An 18,252-nucleotide genomic window follows, 5' to 3' on the forward strand; every position below is an offset into this window, starting at 1 on the left:
CGCCAGCACTGCTGCGCGCGCGCCGCGCAACGCGCTGTGGACCAAGTTCGATGCGCCGAACCAGATCTGCGGCTTGAATGGAGCAATGATCGACACAGGTGGGCGGCGCGGCCCGCAGGCAGACTCGGTGGTCGCCCTGGTCGACGCGACCTCCGGCGTCGAACGCGCAGTGATCGGCGACTGGATCGCCCAGGGTGGTCTCGGCCGGGAGATCGATTCCACGGCCCCGGTGACCCAGCTCGACCTCGACGCCAAGGCCATCACCCGGCGACTCGCAGGCCGCAACGACGACCCGCTGGTGGTGCCCGTCCGGGTGCTGTGGCTGCCGCCCGAACGCGACGGCGTGCGCCGGGTGACCTTCGCCGATCTGGCGATGCTCACCAATCCACGCAAACCCAATCGGCTCGTCCAGCGCAGGCTGCTGCGCACCGAACCCGACCGGCACCGCGTGCTGGTCGGCGCGCCCGCCCGGCTCAGCGCGCTGCGCACCAACAATCCCGAAGCCGCGGCGCTGCTGCGCGCGGGCTCGGCGGACCCGTTCGCGCGCGCGGTCGTACGCGCCGCCGTGGTCGCGCTCGAACGCGCCGAACGCACCGTGATCGGCGATCGGTACAAGGTGCCCCAGCTGGTGGCCGAGGAGATCCTCGACTCGCCCGAATTCCAGCGCAAGCTCGACTACATCGCCGACGAGACCGGCGCCGAACCCGACCAGGTGTATCGCAACGCGGAGAAGGCACTGCGCGAACTGGTCGCCGCGCAGAGCCGGCTGGTCTCGGACCTGTTCACCCAGGCGATGCGACCGGTGCACGCCTCGACCTGGAAGGTCGACACCGATCTGCGCGGCCTCGACGCCTTGCGCAAACTCAACCGCAAGCACCCGCTGGTGTTCCTGCCCTCGCACCGCTCCTATGTCGACGCGTTCGTCCTCGGTGACGTGCTGGCGCGCAACGACTTTCCGCCCAACCATGTGATCGGCGGCGCGAACCTCAACTTCTGGCCGATGGGACCGATCGCGCGCCGCACGGGCACGGTGTTCATCCGGCGCAGCTTCGGCGACGACGAGGTCTACAAGGCGGTCGTCGAGGAGTACTTCGCCTACCTGCTGGCCAAGCGATTCAATATGGAGTGGTACTTCGAGGGCGGTCGCACCAGGACGGGCAAGCTTCGCCCGCCGCGCTACGGGCTGCTCAATTACCTTGCCTCCGCGGTGCGTTCGCGGCGCGTCGAGGATGTGATGCTGGTGCCGGTCTCGATCACCTACGAGCGGCTCAACGAGCTCGGCGCGATCGCCAGCGAACAGGCCGGCGGCAAGAAGAAGCCGGAGGGTATCGGGTGGCTCGCGAGATATGTTCGCAGCCAGCAACACTCGGCCGGACGCGTCTATGTGCGCTTCGGCGAGGCCATTTCGGCGCGCGAGCGGCTGGGCGGGTACGGCGATCCGCTCGATCGGCGGCCGGTGACGATTCCGCTGCGCGACACCGAGACCGGTTCCGCCAGCGTTCCCGACGAGACGACGCTGGCCGACGCCGAGCACAAAGCGGTGCAGCGCTTGGCTTTCGACGTCGCGGTCGGCATCAACGAGGTCACCCCGATCACGGTCAACGCGCTGGTCACCCTGGCGCTGCTCGGCGTGCACGAGCGCGCGCTCACGCTGGGCCAGGTGCGCACGGTACTGGATCCGGTGCTCGGCTACATCGCCGGCCGCGGCCTGCCCAGCGGCGAACTCACCACGCTGCGTGATGAACAGGGCCTGCGAGTGGTGCTCGAGCAGCTCGCGCTGGCGGGCGTGGTCACCGTGTATCGCGGTGGGCTGGAACCGGTCTACGCGATCGAAGCCGGCGCGCACCTGGAGGCCGCGTTCTACCGCAACAGCGCGGTGCACTGGTTCGTCAACCGCGCCATCCTCGAGCTGGCCGCCCTGACCGCCGTGGAACAGCCGGGCGACGACCCGCTGCGGGCGGCGTGGAAGGCGGCCTTCGCGCTGCGCGATCTGCTCAAGTTCGAATTCTTCTTCCCGGAACGGCAGGAGTTCGCCGAGCAGATCATCGAGGAGGTGCGCCTCATCGTGCCCGAATGGGACGAGCACACCCCCGACGACCGGCTCGATCGCCAATTCCTCGGCGCTGTCACCGAATCCGGGTTCGTGATGGCCCACCGGGTACTGCGCTCGTTCTTCGACGCGCAGCTGGTGGTGGCCGAGCGCCTGGTCGCCCGCTCCGCCGACGCGACGATCGATCGCAAGGAGTTCATCGACGAGTGCGTGGCGGTCGGCAAGCAGATGCTGTTGCAGCAGCGGCTGCACAGCCCGGAATCGGTGTCGTCGGAACTGTTCACCAGCGCGTGGAAACTGGCCGACAACCACGGCCTCGTCGCGCCCGCCGCCGCGGGCGCCGAAGCCGAATTGATCGGCAAGCGCCAGGAATTCGCCGACCAGCTGCGCGATCTCGGAGATCGCATCGCCCGGGCGGCCTCGCTCGATCCGTCGAACAGGAACACGAACTGATGAGCACACTCGCCGAAGCCGTGGCCGCGATCCGGTCGGGTCCGCAGGGCGCGCAGGTCGCCGCGGTGTTCGATTTCGGTGGCACCGTCGTCGACGGTCTGCCGCGACGTGGACTGGCACGCAAGGTGTTGCGTCGTGGCGACGGTCGCCTGGCCACTCTGCTCGGCGGCATCCAGCGCGGTGGCACCGACGGTGACTACGGACGCTTCCTGCACGCCGTGGAACAGAACTGGGCGGGCGCTGCGGAATCCGAGCTCGAGCAGCTGGGCCGCAAGGCCTTCGCCAAGGAGATCTACGGGCGGCTGTTTCCCGAGGCGTGGCAGCTCGTTCGCGCGCACCAATTGGCCGGGCACACCGTGATCTTGGTCAGCGAGCTCACCCGTTTCCAGGTCCGGCCCGCGGCCGAGCGGCTCGGCATCGACAACGTGCTGTGCACGGAACTCGCCGTCCAGGACGGTGTTCTCACGGGCCACACGGCGGGCGCCCCGCTGTGGCGCAGCGGAAAGTCCACGGCCGTCGCCGAATTCGCTGCGAACCTCGAGATCGGCTACGCCTACGCCGACAGCGTGACCGATCTGCCCCTGCTGGAACTCGCCGCCCGGCCGACCGTGATCGACCCGGACCCGGCTCTGGCCGCGGTCGCCATCGGCAACGACTGGCCCACCCTCACCTTCCGCCTGCGCCGGGCCCCGCGCCCCGTCGACTACCTGCGCACCGTAGCCGGCTTCGCCGGGCTCATCGGCGGTGCGCTGATCGGCGTACTTCGCAAGTCCCACACCGGCAAACGCCAGACGATGGCCGACGCGCTCATGCACGACGCCACCACCGCCACCCTGCGCGCGATCGACGTCCAACTGCGCGTGGTCGGAGCCGAGAATGCCCGCGCGCCCAGACCCGCGGTGTTCCTGTTCAACCATCAGAGCCAGTTCGACGTGATCATCGTCCCGAAGGTCCTCGACGGCGCGGTGACCGGCATCGGCAAGAAGGAACTCGCCAACCACCCCCTGTTCGGCCCGCTGATGCGATTCGTCGGGGTCACCTTCATCGACCGCACCGATACCGAGCGCGCGAAAGCCGCTCTCGCCCCGGTGGTGTCGACCCTGCGCGACGGGCTCTCGATCGCGGTCGCACCGGAGGGAACTCGCTCGTTCACCCCTGGCGTCGGGCCGTTCAAGAAAGGCGCCTTCCATATCGCCATCCAGGCGGGCGTGCCGGTGATTCCGGTGGTGGTCCGCAACGCGGGCGAGATCGCCTGGCGGGATTCACCGATCGCCCGCTCCGGCATCGTCGACGTGGCGGTACTGCCGCCGATCGACGTCTCCGGCTGGGACCCGGCCGACATGGACGCCGAGGTGGAAGGCGTTCGGCAGCTGTTCGAAACCACCCTGCTGAACTGGCCGCAACCCGACTGACATCCGGCCGGGCGCGGCGTGCGCCCGGCCGGACTCGCTCAGCTCTCGAACAACTGCTGTCCGAGGTAGTTCCCGGCAGCGGGGACGCCGGGCGGGATCGCGAACACAGCCGAGCCGACCGGTGTCGTCCATTCGTTCAGCGCGTCGAACTCCGCCAGCCGCTGCTGCACAGGCAGAAACTGGGCGTCGACGTCGCGCTGGTAAGCAACGAACAGCAGTCCCGAATTCGACAGCTGCCCCGGCGCGGGCGCCTCGTCGTAGTTGAATCCGCGCCGCAGGAACCGTTCACCGTCGTGGGTGTGCCTGGCACGGGCGACATGCGACGACGGCGGGATCACCGGAATGCCGTTGCGGTCGACCGCCGCCAGATCGGGTTCGTCGTGCTCGGCGGTGCCGGTGAGCGGCGCACCGGTGGTGACCTTTCGGCCGACGGTCAGTTCTCGACCGTCGGCGTCGAGTTCGTCCCAGCTGTCTAGATCCATCGCGATCCGGCGCAGTACCAGCGAGGTGCCGCCCGTCAGCCACGGCGTCGACGCGCCGTCGTCCCACACCAGACGATCGAAATCGACCGTGCGCGGCGCGATGTTGACGGTGCCGTCGACCTGGCCCATGAGGTTGCGCATGGTCTGGCCACGTGGCGCGTCCCGGAAGCCGCGCTGCACCCACCGCACTGTCACCAGCGACTTCACATGCTTGGACAGCACCCGCACCGCGTGCGCTACCGTCGTCGCTTCCTGAGCGCAGACCTGCAGAACCAGGTCCGCGCCGGTGTAGGCGGGCTCCAGCCGGTCGACGGGAAACGCAGGCAGCTGCCGCAGCCAGCTCGGTCGTCGTGCGGTGAGACCGGTGGCGGTGAACAGCTCGGGGCCGAAACCGACCGTGACCGTGAGCCGGGCGGGCCGGGCCGCGAGTTCCGGTTCGGTGTCGGCCAGCGCGGGAATGCCCTGGGTGAGCCGCGACGCGTCGTCGGTCCAGATCCGGAGCAGACCGATGACGTCCTCGCGCCCGGCGCCGGGTGCGAGGTCGAAACCGGCGAAGGCCACGTGACCGGGTGGCGTCGTCTCGATGCCGGCCTGGTGGGGGCCGTAGAACGGCACCACGTCGAGCGCGTCGCCGGGTTCTCGGTCCCGGTCCCGGAGACCGGCCGCGCCCCAACCGATTCCGGCCGCGCCGACGACGCCCGCTGCCGCCGCTCCCCCGCCGAGCAACCGGCGGCGGGAGAGCCCGGCATGCGGATCAGCCACCGTGGGTCGGGTTCTCGGCGCCCGGCGTGTAATTCTCCTTGCCGCCCGCGAAATCGCGCACCTGGGCGCTGACGACGGTGCTCGAGCCGTCGGAGAAGGTCAGAGTGAGCGAGGTTTCGGCGCCGGTGCGCAGCGGCTGCTTCAGGTCCATGAACATCAGATGTTCGGCGCCGGGCTTCAGTGTCACCGCACCGTGTGCCGGGATGGTGATGCCGCCTTCCTTGGGGCGCATGGTCTTGGCCCCGGTGCTGTCGGGCACGACCTCGTGGATCTCGACCCGGTCCGAGGCCGGGCTGGTCGCGGCGACCAGGGTCACCGGCGCGTCCCCGGTGTTGCGCAGGTTGCCGAAGGCGGCGGACATGCCGGAGTCGGCGGCCTTGATCCACTGGTCGCTCATCGTGACCCGGTCCCCCGCCGGCGCGGGGGCAGCGGGTGCGGGTTCCGAACCCGAGCAGGCGGTGGCGAAGAAGGTGAGCACCGACAGTGCCGTCGTGGCACCGAGACGGCGGGCGGCGCGGGGCGAACGCAGGTGCATACGGGTGTACGCGGACATGGGAGAACTCCGATCATCGGGAGGGAATGGACCCCGGACCGGCCTGTCGGCACAGCGAATCATCCACCGGGCGGCGGATTTCGACGGCGTTGAGCTACGCCGGAACGGGGGTGAGTACGGTCGCGCCAACCCCGGGCGGACCACGCAGCCCGATGTCCGGTCGCAGCAGGAGTTGCCGGAGCACCGCGCGCTCGTCGACGGCGGGTAGCCGGATCGGACGCGCGTGCGGGCACACGACCCCGCCCGACACGAGGACCAGCTGACGCACGCTGGTGATCGCCCGGCGTACCCCGACTTCGGCGGCGCGAATCGCGAGCGCGCCGATCGGGATCGCGACCAGGTGCGCGAGCACCATCGCGGCCGAAAGGGGATGGTGCTGGACATGTCCCAGCGACATCGCGGTGTGCCCGGCGCACTGGCCGGCAGCGAGCACGGCCATGGTCGACACCGGACTGTTCCCGCGTGGCAGCGCGCAGACCACGACGCCGATCAGGGCGCAGGCGGCGAACAGCAGAGCCATCGACGAGCCGGCGGGAAAGGCGGTAGCGCCACCGAGTCCGTGCGCGAGCACGGCGACCGCACCGGAGGCGGCACCCACCGCGGCGCCGCGTAAGCGCGCGGTGTGATCCCTCGGTGAACGCACGCCGCCATGCTACGACTACGTGTCGTAGACGCCGAGATGAGGGCGTATGACCGGGATCTCACCGGCGCCGCACCCGAATTCCGAAGAAAGGCTTGACCTTAACTATAGTTTGGGTTTGATGATGGTCTCACCACCGAATGAGGGAGAACATCATGACCACCACCACCGCCCCCACCACCTACTCCGTTCCCGCACTGAACCGGCCCGTGGCCGTGCTGGGCGCCGCTGCCGCCGCGGTGGTGCTGAACCTGATCGTCTGGGCCATCGGCGCCGCGGCGGGCGGGTCGTTCATCATGACCGACCAGGGCAAGGAGGCCAGCGTCGCGCCCGGCGGGGTGATCATGATGTCGGCCGTGCCGCTGCTGATCGGACTGACCGTCGCCGTCCTGGTGTCCTACGTGTGGACCGGCGTGCTGCGGACCGCCGCCGTGGTCGGGTCGGTGCTGTCGATCGGAACCATCGCGCTGACCGTGTCCACGGACTTCGACACCGCCTCCACCATCGCCCTGTCGGTGATGCACGTGGTGCTGGTTCCGGTCGTGGTGATCGCGCTGGAAGGTGTGCGTCGCAGCATCACCGCGCAGTGACCCGAACACACAGCGAAGGCCCCGCCGGGAAAACGGCGGGGCCTTTCGCGTGCCGAGTACTAGACCGAGCGGCCGAACAGCAGCTTCCACGGCATGAGCGCCGATTCGAGCTGCACCTTCAGGCTCATCTTCGACGCGCCGACGGTGCGCTCCTCGAAGCGGATCGGCACCTCGGCGATCGTGTAGCCCTTCTTGATCGCGCGGTAGTTCATCTCGACCTGGAACGAATAGCCGTTGCTGCGGATCGAGGCCACGTCGATCGCGCGCAGGGTGTCGGCCTTCCAAGCCTTGAAACCGGCGGTCGCGTCCTTCACACCGAGGCGCAAGATCAGGTTCACATAGAAGTTGGCCCAGGCCGACAGCGCCTTGCGGTACCACTTCCACTCCGCGGCGGTGGAACCACCGGGCACATAGCGCGACCCCAGCGCCACACCGACGTCGTCGGAGCTCAGCTTCTCGAGCATCGACGGGATCACCTCGGCGGGGTGCGACAGATCGGCGTCCATCTGGATCACCACGTCGGCGCCCTCGTCGAGCGCCGCGGTGATGCCCGCGATGTAGGCGCGGCCGAGGCCGTCCTTCTCGGTGCGGTGCAGCACGCTCACCACATTCGGCAGCTCAGCGGCCAGTTTGTCGGCGACATCACCCGTGCCGTCGGGTGAATTGTCATCTACGACCAGCACGTGCAGATCGGACACCGGCAGAGCCGTCAGCCGCTCCACCGCCACCGGCAGATTTTCCCGCTCGTTGTAGGTCGGCACAACAACGGTAACCCTCAAGGGTCGCCCTCCCTGCTCACCTGGATAGCCCCGCGGCCCAGGATGCGGGCACGGGGCATGTCATCGATTCGTTATGACGGTACTCGATGGTCCTGACGCTTTCCTGAGTGGCCGTGCGGGCGCTCACCACAGCCGACCCGCGTGGACCAGCGCGTCGATGATCAATCCGATGCCGAACACGACGAAAAGCACCCTGATGACCGGCGGCCCGAACCGGGTGATGCCCCGCACGAGCAGGCGGTATACCCGCCGGGCGCGCGGTGTCCGCCGCATGGCCACAGCGAGCACGACCAGCGGCAGGATCAGCGCGATCGCGCAATAGCCGGCCACGATCACCGGCCACACCACCGGCAGCGGGCGCTGTGCGGACAACAGCGCGAGGGCCGCGAGGTAGGGCACCGAGGTCGGCACCTTCGCCAGACCCAGCGTGAACCCGAGCACGCCCATCAGCCACGGATGCTTGCGCACGGGCTCGACCCAGCGACCACCGGTGGGCGCGGTGGTGTCCACCGGCAGCACGGCGACCGCGATCAGCACCAGGCCGATCACCAGCTCGCCCCAGTACCGCAGGGTGGGAGTCAGCTCGAAGTCGAGGAGCCGGACCAGGAAGTCGATGCCGAGCACGGTGCACACGCCGAAGACCACGGAGATCGCGAAGACGCCGCCGAGGAAGCTGAGCACACCCGTCATCGGCGAACGCCGGGTCAGCCTGGCGTCGGCGACCACCGCCGTGGTGATCGCCACCAGCAGCACGTCGAGCGCGTCGAGCAGAGCGAACCCGAGCAGGGCCAACAGTCGATACCCATCCATGACGTGGCTGACCCTACTCGCCGGTCATCTTTCGGCCGCTGACCCGTCAGTCACACCAGCACCAGCCGAACGTCGCGGCGAAAGTCCTTGACCTGCGCGGTCTCGAAATCGATCCTGCCATCTGGACTGGACTCCCCCGCAAACGGCGCTCGGTGGTTACGCTTTTCAGCACCGGCCGTGCCGGGATCCGCGATCGTGAAGGGGCAGACATCGTGGCAGAAATGTCATTCGACCCGTCAGCGCTCGACGCTTATCAGCGTGCGGCGGCTCGGGTTTCCGAACTTCTTGGCACAGCGGCCACAGAGACGACGACCGCGGCCGGGGTCGACCTGTCCGGGCTCGGGGTGCTCGGGCGGGAATTCGCCGCCGCCTGGACACAGGCCGCGGGCGACCACGCGTCGACCCTGAGCACGGCGGGCAATCTGGTCACCGCCTATCAGGACATCTTGAATCGCTTCGGCGCCAGCGTGACCGGGATCGATACCGGGGTGGCGGGCGATCTGCGAGCAGCCGAAGGAGAGGTGGCGTGATGCGGTCCAAGTCGCTGGTCACCGAGACCACGGTCAGCACGATCACCCCCGCCGAGGCCGAGGCGAAGATCGAGCCGGTGATCGCGCTGCTCGAAGTGCCGTTGCTCGAGTTGCGTCGCTCGCTGGGCAGCAACACTTCCGCCGATCCCGACGCGTCCGTGGTCGCCGCGCTGACGTCGGCGTCGGCCGCGACCACGGCCACCGAAGACCCGCATCGACTCGGGCTGTACGCGCTCGAGTCGACCGAGACCGCGGCACCGGCGACGCCCGCGCTGCGGCAGACCGCGACCGAGGTCTCGGCCGCGGCCGATCGCGGGACCAGTTTGAGCTCCCTGCTCGGGCAGGCGTATTCGACCCAGTCGACCGCGGCCGCCAAGGTCGACGCGATCATCGCCGATTTCCGGGCCAAGGCGAAGAAGGCCGCGCCCGCGGTGAACGAGAACAACCTGGACGCCATCGTCGAGCTGGCCGAAGAGGCCATTTCGGAAGCGATCGGGGTGGTGGGCAACGCCAGCACCGAGATGGACCGGTACACGCGGGACACCAAGGGGCTCACCAGCGATCTCGGCGGGACCAACGGGGTGACCGTTCCGGTCGGCGCGACGGAGGTGGCGCCCGGTGTCTATGTGCTGGGCACCGGCGGGTCCGATACCTCGTCGTGGGACGACTCGTCGTGGGATGACGACGACGACAACATCGATCCGGCGACAGCGGCGCAGATCGCGTTGCAAGAGGCCCTGATCGACGGTGGGGTGTCCTTGGGAACCGCGGCGATCGACGCCGGTGTCACCTTCGGGACGCACCTGATCGACAAGATCGCCGAAGTCGCGATGCACGGGATCGACGCGGGCTCCGAGCTGGCGACGACCGGAATCGACACTCTCGCCGCGAATGCCACCGGCACCGAGGGCACCACCGCCACCACTCCCGCGGGCACCGCACCCACTTCACCGTCGACCAATGGCGGTGGCACCGGCACGAATACCTTGTTCGGCGGTCTGGGCGGCGGCACCAGCACCGGCGGCGGCACCAGCACCGGGGCCGGCAACGACAGTGGCGCGTCGGCGAAGCCGGACACCCCCGCGCCGTCCGCGCCGTTCCCATCCAACCAGGCGCCGAAAACCGAACAGCCCCAACAGGCTCCGAGCACGCCGGCGCCCGCCCAGCAGCCGATGCAAGGCGGGGTGGTTCCGCCCGGCAGTCGTCCGCAGCAGGATCAGGAGACCGAAAAGCCCTCCGCCGCACCCAAACACGGTCAACCGGGAGTCGTCCCGGCGCCGGCGTAGGACCCCCGGATGGAGAATCCGTTCGGTGCCTACTTCACGTCGCCGGACGCCACGCCGTCCGGTCGCCGTCGCCCGCAGGGTAAACGGCGACGTAGGCGGCGCCGTGAGGCCGAGCCGCAGACGATCGGCACGAACCCCGAGACCTGGCCGCCACCCGACCCGGAACCGTTCGACAACAACGACCCGTTCGAGCCCGCCCCCGTTCAGCCGGTATATCGAAACCCCGCCGACGACGACGGGTTCACCGGCGACTGGAACGACTGGAACGACGGCGACGCGCCGGTGAAGACACAGCGCGGCGACGATGTCGACTGGAACGACTGGGCCACCACCACCGCCACCGAACAGAGCGGCGACCACGTAGAGATGCCGGTGCTACCGCGACTCAAGGACTTCGGCGGCGGCGGCCAGATCGCCCGGCGCCCCCGCAAGAACTTCGACGACGAACGCTACGACGACAGCGGCGGCCGGGCGAAAGCCGCCGCCGCGATCAAGGGCGTGGTCGGCGCGCTCGCCTTCGTCGTCGTGCTCGGCGTGGCCGCCACCATCTTTCTCGGCCCCGCCGAGAAAACGGGTGCCACCACGCAGGCCGCCGTGCCCGGCTCGCGGGCGACCACCTCCACCGTGGTTCCCCCACTACCCGCCCACGCCCTGTCCGGCTGCGAGTCCTTCCGCACGCCCTCGATCACCATCAGCGCCGAACGCGGCGACACCGCCAGCCCCGAGGGCGCCATCCTCGGCTTCGAATACAGCTATTACGTCGACCGCGACGCCGCCAAGGCCCGTTCCTTCGTCACCGACAACGCCCACGTGGGCGATGCCTCCGCCCTGGCCGCAGGCATCGGCTCGCTGCCCCTCGACGTCAAATACTGCGTCCACATCACCAAAGCCGACGCCGCCGACCCCACGCTCTGGAACGTCACCATCCACCAGAAATGGCCGGGCGACGCCACCACCGAGAAAATCAACCAGATCATGCGCACTACCGAGGTGGCCCCCGGCCGCCACCGCATCACCAGCATCGACCACCGCATCTGAACACCGGCCCGCGTAGATTGAGCTCGTGTCGATCCAGAGGGACGGTCCTCGGCTGTTCGGGCATGGGGCACAGCTGGCGTTAGCCGTGGTCATGGCAGCGGTGCTGCTGCCCGCGAGTCTGCAATCGGTTCGGGTGAGCGGGGTGCCTGCCCCGTGGGCGCTCGCGTTGACCGGCTCGCTGCTCGCGCTGCACGTCTGCGTCGCCACCGCCCGCCGATGGCCGGTTCCGTCGTTCGCGATCGGCGTTGCCGGATGCGCGGTACTGCTAGTCGCACCCGACATCGACGGTGTCACCGACTTCTCGGAATCGAGCCGCTACAGCCCGGTCCTGTTACCGAGCATTCTGTGCTTCTTCGCCCTGGTGTACGCGGTCAGCGCGCATACGGCACCACCGTGGCCGACCGTCGCGCTCGGCGTGGGGCTGACCGGCAGCCTGCTCACGTTGGCGAGGCTGTGGGAATTCACGGCCGCGCCCATCGAGGCGTGGGCGTGGTGGCTGCTGTTGTCCACCACAGCGTTCGGTGGCACCACCGCCGCGTGGGCGCTCGGCCGCTACCGCGCCACCCGGGCCGCGTGGACCTCGCAGCTCGCCGAACAAGCCGCGGCCGACGAACGTCGCCGGATCGCGCGCGAGATGCACGATGTCGTCGCCCATTCCCTGGCGGTGATGGTCAGCCACGCCGAGGCCGGTCGGCTCGTGGTGCCGAACTCGCCCGAACGCGCCACCGAAATCCTCACCACCATCGCCGACGCGGGACGCGAAGCGCTCACCGAGATGCGCGGTCTGCTCGGCGTGCTCCGCGATGACGCGGCGTCGACGCAGCCGCAACCCGGGCTGGCCGAGCTGCCCGCGCTCGTCGAGCGCGTCCGTGCGACCGGCGTCGAGGTGGAGCTGTCGATGGACGACCGGCTGCGAGCCACGCCCGCGGTCGGCCTCACGATCTACCGCGTTGTCCAGGAGGCACTGACCAACGTGACCCGCCACGCCGGCCGACGGCCGCGAGCTCGGATCAGCCTGACCACGGTCGGCGCCGACATTGAGGTGCGGGTGACCGATACCGGCCCGTCGACGGCGGCGACCGGCTCGGGCAAGGGGCTGATCGGCATGCGGGAACGAGTCGACGCGGTCGGCGGAACGTTGTCCGCCGGGCCGACCGGCGACGGCTGGGCTGTCGAGGTGCGGGTGCCGTGCTGAGCGACCCCGAGCCCGTCCGAGTCCTGATCGTCGACGACCAGGAGCTGATGCGATCGGCCCTGCGCATGATGGTGCAGAGCCAACCCGACCTGGAGCTGGTCGGCGAGGCGGCCGACGGCGACGAGGCGGTGGCGGCGGTGCGCACCCGCCGGGTCGATGTCGTGCTGATGGATCTGCGCATGCCCAAGCTCGACGGCATCGAGGCGACCGCGCTGATCACCGCCGAACAACCGCGCTGCCGCGTGATCGCGCTGACCACCTTCGACCTGGACGACTACGTCTTCCCGGCCATCCGCGCCGGTGCCAGCGGCTTCCTGCTCAAAGACGCACGGGGAGAGGAGATCATCGACGCGATCCGCACGGTCCATGCCGGGCACGGCGTGATCGCTCCGACGACGACGCGTCGCCTCATCGCCCATGTCGCCGCCGCACCGAGTGCGAATTCCGCTGCCGCGGTGCGCATTCGGGCCGCACTGACACCGCGCGAATTCGGCACCCTGCTCGAGATCGCCACCGGCGACACCAACCGCGACATCGCCGCGCGCCTGCACCTGTCGGAGGCCACGGTCAAGACCCACGTCGGTCACGTGCTCGCCAAGTTGGGTCTGCGCGACCGGGTTCAGGCCGTTGTGCTCGCCTACGAAACCGGTTTGGTGGGGCCGTCGAGGCGTTGAGCTCTCCTCATCCTGGAGGAGGAGAACATCGAGACCAGCGGCCGAAGAACATCGTCGGCGCGCCCGCGATCGTTGAAGCATGAGCGCTATCGCTGCCACGACCGCCGTGCTGCTGACCGCTGCCGGCCTGCTCCACGCACTGTGGACCGTCTCCCCGTGGCCCTGGAAAACTCACCTCGACCTGGCGCACGCCGCCATGGGGTGGACACACGACGAACCTCCGGGGCGCTGGTTCGTCCCCGCCTGCCTCGCCGTCACCGCCGCGCTGACCGCCGCGGGCTACGTCCTTGTGCTGCGCGCCGGGATCTGGGGCTCGCCGTTTCCCGACTGGATGGTGACGGTCGCCGCGTGGACGGTCGCGGGCATCTTGCTCGCCCGGGGTGCATCGGGCCTGTTCGACCCGAGCAGCGGGTCGGCGGATGCCCCGGCGGTCTACCGGCGGCTCAACCGGCGCGTCTACGCGCCGCTGTGCCTGGTCCTCGGCGGCCTCACCACCGTGGTGGCCGTGTCTTGATGCCCCGAGTCCGCTGAAACGACGAAGTCCCCCGCACCGGGATCGGTGTGGGGGACTTCGTGGTGTTGCGACCCTGACGGGACTCGAACCCGCGACCTCCGCCGTGACAGGGCGGCGCGCTAACCAACTGCGCTACAGGGCCTTGCTTCGTTACGTCGGGGGATATTACCCGGTCGGTGCCGGTTTCGGTAACCGAACAGGTCAGCGGGTTGATCAAGTGTTGACATTGACGTCAACATTAATAACACTTGTGACGGTGACCACAAACGAAGCGCGGGCCCGGTCGGCGCGCAGCGACACCGCGGGGCCGCGCCGGGGCGATCAGTGAAGCTGCTCATCGCCAACCGCGGCGAGATCGCCCTGCGCGTCCTGCGCACCGCCGCTGAGCTCGGCATCGACACCGTGGCGGTGTACGCCGAAGACGACGCGGGCAATCCCGATGTACACGCGGCGGGCGAGGCGATCCGGTTGGCCGGCACCGGCGCGGCGGCCTACCTCGACCACGCCGCCATCCTGGCCGCCGCCAAGGAATCCGGCGCCGGCTACCTCCATCCCGGCTACGGATTCCTCAGCGAGAACGCCGAATTCGCCCGTGCGTGCGCGGCCGACGGCGTCACGTTCGTCGGGCCCGATCCGTCGGTGCTCGATCTGTTCGGCGACAAATCCGCTGCCCGCGCGACCGCCGTGGCCGCCGGTGTCCCCGTCCTACCCGCGACCGAAGGCCCGACCACCGTCGCGGACGTCCACGCGTTCTTCGGCGCGCATCCCGGCGCGATCATGATCAAGGCGCTGGCCGGTGGCGGCGGCCGTGGCATGCGGGTGGTGCGAACCGCCGAGGAGATCGACGACGCCTACCGGCAGTGTGCCGCGGAGGCGAAGCTCGGTTTCGGCGATCCGGCGGTCTTCGCCGAGACGCTGTTCGAGAACGCCCGGCACATCGAAGTACAGATCGTCGCCACCGGCGGCACGGCACTGGCGCTGGGTGATCGCGATTGCAGCGTCCAGCGCAGACATCAGAAGCTGCTCGAGATCGCACCCGCGCAGGGTCTTTCGGACAGCCTGCGCAGGCGAGTCCACACAGCGGCGGCCCGGCTGTGCGCCCACGTCGACTATCGCGGGCTGGCCACCGTCGAATTCCTGGTCTCCGACGGCGAATTCGTGTTCCTCGAGGTGAATCCGCGCATCCAGGTGGAGCACACGGTGACCGAGGAGGTGACCGGCGTGGATCTGGTCGCCGTGCAGCTCGCGATCGCCCAGGGCACGCCGTTCGGTGAACTGGGATTGCCGAGTGGAATCGTCTCCACCGGAACAGGATCCACCGGCGACCCGGCCACCGCCGACGGCATCGCGATCCAAGCCAGGGTCAACATGGAAACGATGGCGGCCGACGGTGCGGCGGTGCCGACCGCGGGCACCCTGACCACCTTCGCACCGCCGACCGGTCCCGGCGTGCGGGTCGACACCTTCGGCCGCGCCGGACTGACTCCGAGCCCGCGCTACGACTCGCTCCTGGCCAAGGTGATCACCCGCACCCGCGGGCAGTCCTTCCCCGCCGCCGCCCGCAAGGCCGCGACGGCACTCGCCGAGTTCACCGTGACCGGCATCGGTACGAACATCTCGTTCCTTCGGGAGATCCTCGCCGACAGCACCTTCCAGACGGGACTCACCACCACCGGATTCCTCACCGAGCGGCTGACCGAGCTGGTCGCGGCGGCACAGACCGATCAGCCCGAGGTCGCGGTCACCGCGATCGAGCTGTACCCAGGGCAGGAGGCCGTGCGCGCTCAGCTCGCGGGCACGGTGGTCGAGGTGACCGACGAGGGTGCCCACGTCGGCGCGGGCGGTCAGCTCGTCGTGCTCGAGGCGATGAAGATGCAGCATGTGATCACCGCGCCCGATGCTGTCAGGACCGTCCGAGTGCTGGTCCGCCCCGGCCAGGTCGTCGCACCGGGCGACCCACTGGTCGTCATCGCCCGCACCGGCGCGGACGAAAACGGCGGCGCACACGCCGATCTGGATCCCGGCCGCGCTCGCGCCGATGTCGACGAGATCCGTGCCAGGCACCTCGTGACGCTGGACGAGTCCCGCCCGGCGGCCGTGGCCACACGGCACAAGCTCGGTCGCCGCACCGCCAGGGAGAACATCGCCGACCTGGTCGACGAGGGCAGCTTCGTCGAATACGGCGCGCTCGCGTTCGCCGCGCAGCGCAGCAGGCGCGCCGAAGCGGACCTGATCGCCAACACCCCCGCCGACGGCCTGGTCACCGGCTTGGCGACCATCGGCGCCGACCGCTTCGACAACGCCGAGGCGGTGGTGATCTCCTACGACTACACCGTGCTCGCCGGCACCCAGGGCAAGAACAATCACGCCAAGACCGACCGCGCCTTCGAACTCGCCGAACGCAAACGGGTTCCGGTGGTGCTGTTCGCCGAGGGCGGCGGCGGCAGGCCGGGCGATACCGACTGGACCGGCACGGGCCTGGACGTGACGACCTTCCGCGCGCTCGGCGCCCTGCGCGGCAAGGTGCCGCTGGTGACGATCGTCTCGGGTCGCTGCTTCGCGGGCAACGCCGCCCTGGCCGGCGTCTGCGACGTGATCATCGCGACGCCGGACGCCAATATCGGCATGGGCGGACCGGCGATGATCGAGGGCGGCGGGCTCGGCGCCTACCGCCCCGAGGACATCGGCCCGATCGACGTGCAGCGACGCAACGGCGTCGTCGACCTGGTCGCCCACGACGAGGCGCACGCGGTAACGCTGGCCAAGCGGTACCTCGGCTATTTCCAGGGCCGGGTCGAGGATTTCGAGGCGCCGGATCCACGGCTGGCCAGGCACGTGGTGCCGGAGAACCGGCTGCGCGCCTATGACATCCATCACGCCATCGACGCGATCGTCGACGTGGGCTCGGTGCTCGAATTGCGGCCGGACTACGGGGTCGGCGTCGTCACCGCGCTGGTGCGGGTGCACGGCGAACCGTTCGGCTTGATCGCCAACAGCAGCCACCATCTGGGTGGCGCGATCGATGCCGAGGCGGCCGACAAGATGGGCGAGTTCCTCACGCTGTGCCAATCGTTCGGGCTGCCGGTCGTCTCCCTGTGTGACACACCGGGTTTCATGGTCGGCCCGGAGGCGGAGAAGACCGCGACGGTGCGCCGGTTCAGCAAGCTGTTCGTGCTCGGCGCGCAACTGAGCGTCCCGTTCGGCACCGTCATCCTGCGCAAGGGCTACGGACTCGGCGCGATGGCGATGGCGGCGGGCCACTTCCGCGCGCCGCGGTTCACCGTCGCCTGGCCCACCGGCGAGATCGGGCCCATGGGGCTGGAGGGCGCCGTTCGGCTCGGCTTCAGCAAAGAGCTCGCCGCCGTGGCGGATCCGGACGAGCGCGAGACGCTGTTCCAGCAATTGCTCGCCATGGGCTACCAGCAGGGCAAAGCCCTCACCGCCGCGACGGGTTTCGAACTCGACGATGTGATCGACCCCGCCGACACCCGCACCTGGATCGCCACCCTCGTCGACAGCCGGGCGCGCGCAGGGTCACCGAGCAGCTCGACCACCTGATTCCCGCTCCGATCGGTCCCACCGACCGGGCATGCGCACAGACTTGAAGTTGACGTCAACTTTCAATACATTCAGAAACGAACGGAAGGATTTCTCGTGAGAGTTGCCGACAAAGTGGCCATCGTGACCGGTGGCGGCGCGGGCATCGGCGCCGCGCTGGCCGCCGCACTCGCCGCGGCGGGCGCCAAGATAGTGGTGTCCGACCTCGACGAACCCGCCGCGCTGGCGGTGTCGGAGCAGATCAATGCCGAACACCCCGGCGCTGCTGTCGGCGTCGGCGCCGATGCCGCCGTCACCGAGGAGATCCGCGGTCTGATCGCGGTGGCACAGCGACACTTCGGGCCGGTCGATCTGTACTTCGCCAACGCGGGCATCGTCGGCGCCACCGGACTCGACGTCACCGACGACGAATGGGACCGCTCGCTGGACGTGAACCTGCGCGCCCACATCCGCGCCGCACGGCTGCTGGTCCCCGAGTGGGTCGAACGCGGTGCGGGCTACTTCGTCAGCACCGCCTCAGCCGCGGGACTGCTCACCCAGATCGGTTCGGCCACCTACTCGGTGAGCAAGCACGCCGCCGTCGGGTTCGCCGAGTGGCTCAGCGTCACCTACGGCGACCAGGGGGTGCGCGTCAGTTGCCTGTGCCCGATGGGCGTCAACACGAAACTGCTGTACGCGGGCCAGGATTCGGGCGAGGAGCTCGGTGCCGCGGCGACTCGCGCCGTCGTCTCGGCGGGCGAGGTCCTCGAACCCGCCGACGTGGCCGACATCGTGCTCGCGGCCATGGCCGCCGAGGAATTCCTGATCCTGCCGCATCCACAGGTGCTGGACATGTACCGCCACAAGGGCGCCGGTTACGACCGCTGGCTGCACGGCATGCGTCGCTACCAGTCGTCGCTGCTGTCCGAAACTCACTGAGCGAGAGA

General features: G+C 69.4%; 16 protein-coding genes and 1 tRNA gene. 11 read left to right on the forward strand and 6 right to left on the reverse strand.

Annotated features, from left to right (window positions below):
• Positions 1-85: 85 nt before the first annotated feature.
• Together ACFWFP_RS15405 and ACFWFP_RS15410 are read left to right on the forward strand one after the other, a co-directional pair.
• Positions 86-2,503, forward strand: a complete 2,418-nt coding sequence (locus ACFWFP_RS15405) for a glycerol-3-phosphate 1-O-acyltransferase (protein WP_379295478.1) — start codon at positions 86-88, stop codon at positions 2,501-2,503.
• Positions 2,503-3,915 carry an HAD-IB family hydrolase gene (locus ACFWFP_RS15410; protein ID WP_379295480.1) on the forward strand — a complete coding sequence of 471 codons (1,413 nt, stop codon included), beginning with the start codon at positions 2,503-2,505 and terminating at the stop codon, positions 3,913-3,915. Before ACFWFP_RS15405 ends, ACFWFP_RS15410 begins: the two co-directional genes overlap by 1 nt.
• Positions 3,916-3,953: 38 nt before the next feature.
• Here the strand turns inward: ACFWFP_RS15410 and ACFWFP_RS15415 are convergent, their stop codons facing one another.
• The 3 genes from ACFWFP_RS15415 to ACFWFP_RS15425 form a co-directional block, all read right to left on the reverse strand.
• Positions 3,954-5,159, reverse strand: coding sequence for a Dyp-type peroxidase (locus tag ACFWFP_RS15415; protein ID WP_379295482.1), 1,206 nt, complete (start codon positions 5,157-5,159; stop codon positions 3,954-3,956).
• Complete coding sequence (locus ACFWFP_RS15420) at positions 5,152-5,712, reverse strand: copper chaperone PCu(A)C (RefSeq protein WP_379295483.1); 561 nt, start codon at positions 5,710-5,712, stop codon at positions 5,152-5,154. The genes ACFWFP_RS15415 and ACFWFP_RS15420 overlap by 8 nt, the downstream gene beginning before the upstream one ends.
• A 94-nt stretch (positions 5,713-5,806) precedes the next feature.
• Positions 5,807-6,355, reverse strand: a complete 549-nt coding sequence (locus tag ACFWFP_RS15425; protein WP_379295484.1) for a hypothetical protein — start codon at positions 6,353-6,355, stop codon at positions 5,807-5,809.
• A gap of 152 nt (positions 6,356-6,507) precedes the next feature.
• Between ACFWFP_RS15425 and ACFWFP_RS15430 the strand changes: the two genes are divergently transcribed.
• Positions 6,508-6,942 carry a DUF6069 family protein gene (locus tag ACFWFP_RS15430; RefSeq protein ID WP_379295485.1) on the forward strand — a complete coding sequence of 145 codons (435 nt, stop codon included), beginning with the start codon at positions 6,508-6,510 and terminating at the stop codon, positions 6,940-6,942.
• Between the two features lie 59 nt (positions 6,943-7,001).
• Here ACFWFP_RS15430 and ACFWFP_RS15435 read toward each other — a convergent pair whose 3' ends face one another.
• Positions 7,002-7,721, reverse strand: a complete 720-nt coding sequence (locus tag ACFWFP_RS15435) for a polyprenol monophosphomannose synthase (RefSeq protein ID WP_228536832.1) — start codon at positions 7,719-7,721, stop codon at positions 7,002-7,004.
• 123 nt (positions 7,722-7,844) lie between these two features.
• Complete coding sequence (locus ACFWFP_RS15440; RefSeq protein ID WP_379295487.1) at positions 7,845-8,531, reverse strand: GAP family protein; 687 nt, start codon at positions 8,529-8,531, stop codon at positions 7,845-7,847.
• Positions 8,532-8,743: 212 nt separating this feature from the next.
• Here ACFWFP_RS15440 and ACFWFP_RS15445 point away from each other — a divergent pair, with 212 nt between their 5' ends.
• The 6 genes from ACFWFP_RS15445 (at position 8,744) to ACFWFP_RS15470 (ending at position 13,768) form a co-directional block, all read left to right on the forward strand.
• Positions 8,744-9,061 carry a hypothetical protein gene (locus ACFWFP_RS15445; RefSeq protein ID WP_379295489.1) on the forward strand — a complete coding sequence of 106 codons (318 nt, stop codon included), beginning with the start codon at positions 8,744-8,746 and terminating at the stop codon, positions 9,059-9,061.
• A complete protein-coding gene (locus ACFWFP_RS15450) occupies positions 9,058-10,347 on the forward strand; it encodes a hypothetical protein (protein WP_379295491.1) in 1,290 nt (429 codons plus the stop codon). Before ACFWFP_RS15445 ends, ACFWFP_RS15450 begins: the two co-directional genes overlap by 4 nt.
• Positions 10,348-10,356: 9 nt before the next feature.
• A complete protein-coding gene (locus ACFWFP_RS15455; RefSeq protein ID WP_379295493.1) occupies positions 10,357-11,385 on the forward strand; it encodes a hypothetical protein in 1,029 nt (342 codons plus the stop codon).
• Positions 11,386-11,410: 25 nt separating this feature from the next.
• On the forward strand, positions 11,411-12,580 hold the full coding sequence (locus ACFWFP_RS15460) for a sensor histidine kinase (protein WP_379295495.1): 1,170 nt from the start codon (positions 11,411-11,413) through the stop codon (positions 12,578-12,580).
• Positions 12,574-13,254: a response regulator gene (locus tag ACFWFP_RS15465; protein ID WP_379295497.1), complete on the forward strand. Its 681-nt coding sequence runs from the start codon at positions 12,574-12,576 to the stop codon at positions 13,252-13,254. Before ACFWFP_RS15460 ends, ACFWFP_RS15465 begins: the two co-directional genes overlap by 7 nt.
• Positions 13,255-13,333: 79 nt before the next feature.
• Positions 13,334-13,768 carry a DUF3995 domain-containing protein gene (locus ACFWFP_RS15470; protein WP_379295499.1) on the forward strand — a complete coding sequence of 145 codons (435 nt, stop codon included), beginning with the start codon at positions 13,334-13,336 and terminating at the stop codon, positions 13,766-13,768.
• A 68-nt stretch (positions 13,769-13,836) separates the two neighbouring features.
• Here ACFWFP_RS15470 and ACFWFP_RS15475 read toward each other — a convergent pair.
• Positions 13,837-13,910 (reverse strand) — tRNA-Asp (locus tag ACFWFP_RS15475).
• A 182-nt stretch (positions 13,911-14,092) separates the two neighbouring features.
• On the opposite strand from ACFWFP_RS15475, the gene ACFWFP_RS15480 reads away from it, so the two are divergent.
• Together ACFWFP_RS15480 and ACFWFP_RS15485 are read left to right on the forward strand one after the other, a co-directional pair.
• Positions 14,093-17,326, forward strand: a complete 3,234-nt coding sequence (locus tag ACFWFP_RS15480; RefSeq protein ID WP_379295501.1) for a carboxyl transferase domain-containing protein — start codon at positions 14,093-14,095, stop codon at positions 17,324-17,326.
• A gap of 96 nt (positions 17,327-17,422) precedes the next feature.
• Complete coding sequence (locus ACFWFP_RS15485; RefSeq protein WP_379295503.1) at positions 17,423-18,244, forward strand: SDR family oxidoreductase; 822 nt, start codon at positions 17,423-17,425, stop codon at positions 18,242-18,244.
• The last annotated feature ends 8 nt before the right edge of the window (positions 18,245-18,252 follow it).

Source organism: Nocardia sp. NPDC060249 (assembly GCF_042728755.1).
GTDB lineage: Bacteria > Actinomycetota > Actinomycetes > Mycobacteriales > Mycobacteriaceae > Nocardia.

Excerpts from the sequence above, each read along its gene's own strand:
- ACFWFP_RS15420 (WP_379295483.1), bottom strand. The coding sequence starts at position 5,712 with ATGTCCGCGTACACCCGTATGCACCTGCGTTCGCCCCGCGCCGCCCGC.
- ACFWFP_RS15440 (WP_379295487.1), bottom strand. The coding sequence starts at position 8,531 with ATGGATGGGTATCGACTGTTGGCCCTGCTCGGGTTCGCTCTGCTCGAC.
- ACFWFP_RS15430 (WP_379295485.1), top strand. The coding sequence starts at position 6,508 with ATGACCACCACCACCGCCCCCACCACCTACTCCGTTCCCGCACTGAAC.
- ACFWFP_RS15455 (WP_379295493.1), top strand. The coding sequence starts at position 10,357 with ATGGAGAATCCGTTCGGTGCCTACTTCACGTCGCCGGACGCCACGCCG.
- ACFWFP_RS15410 (WP_379295480.1), top strand. The coding sequence starts at position 2,503 with ATGAGCACACTCGCCGAAGCCGTGGCCGCGATCCGGTCGGGTCCGCAG.
- ACFWFP_RS15470 (WP_379295499.1), top strand. The coding sequence starts at position 13,334 with ATGAGCGCTATCGCTGCCACGACCGCCGTGCTGCTGACCGCTGCCGGC.
- ACFWFP_RS15405 (WP_379295478.1), top strand. The coding sequence starts at position 86 with ATGATCGACACAGGTGGGCGGCGCGGCCCGCAGGCAGACTCGGTGGTC.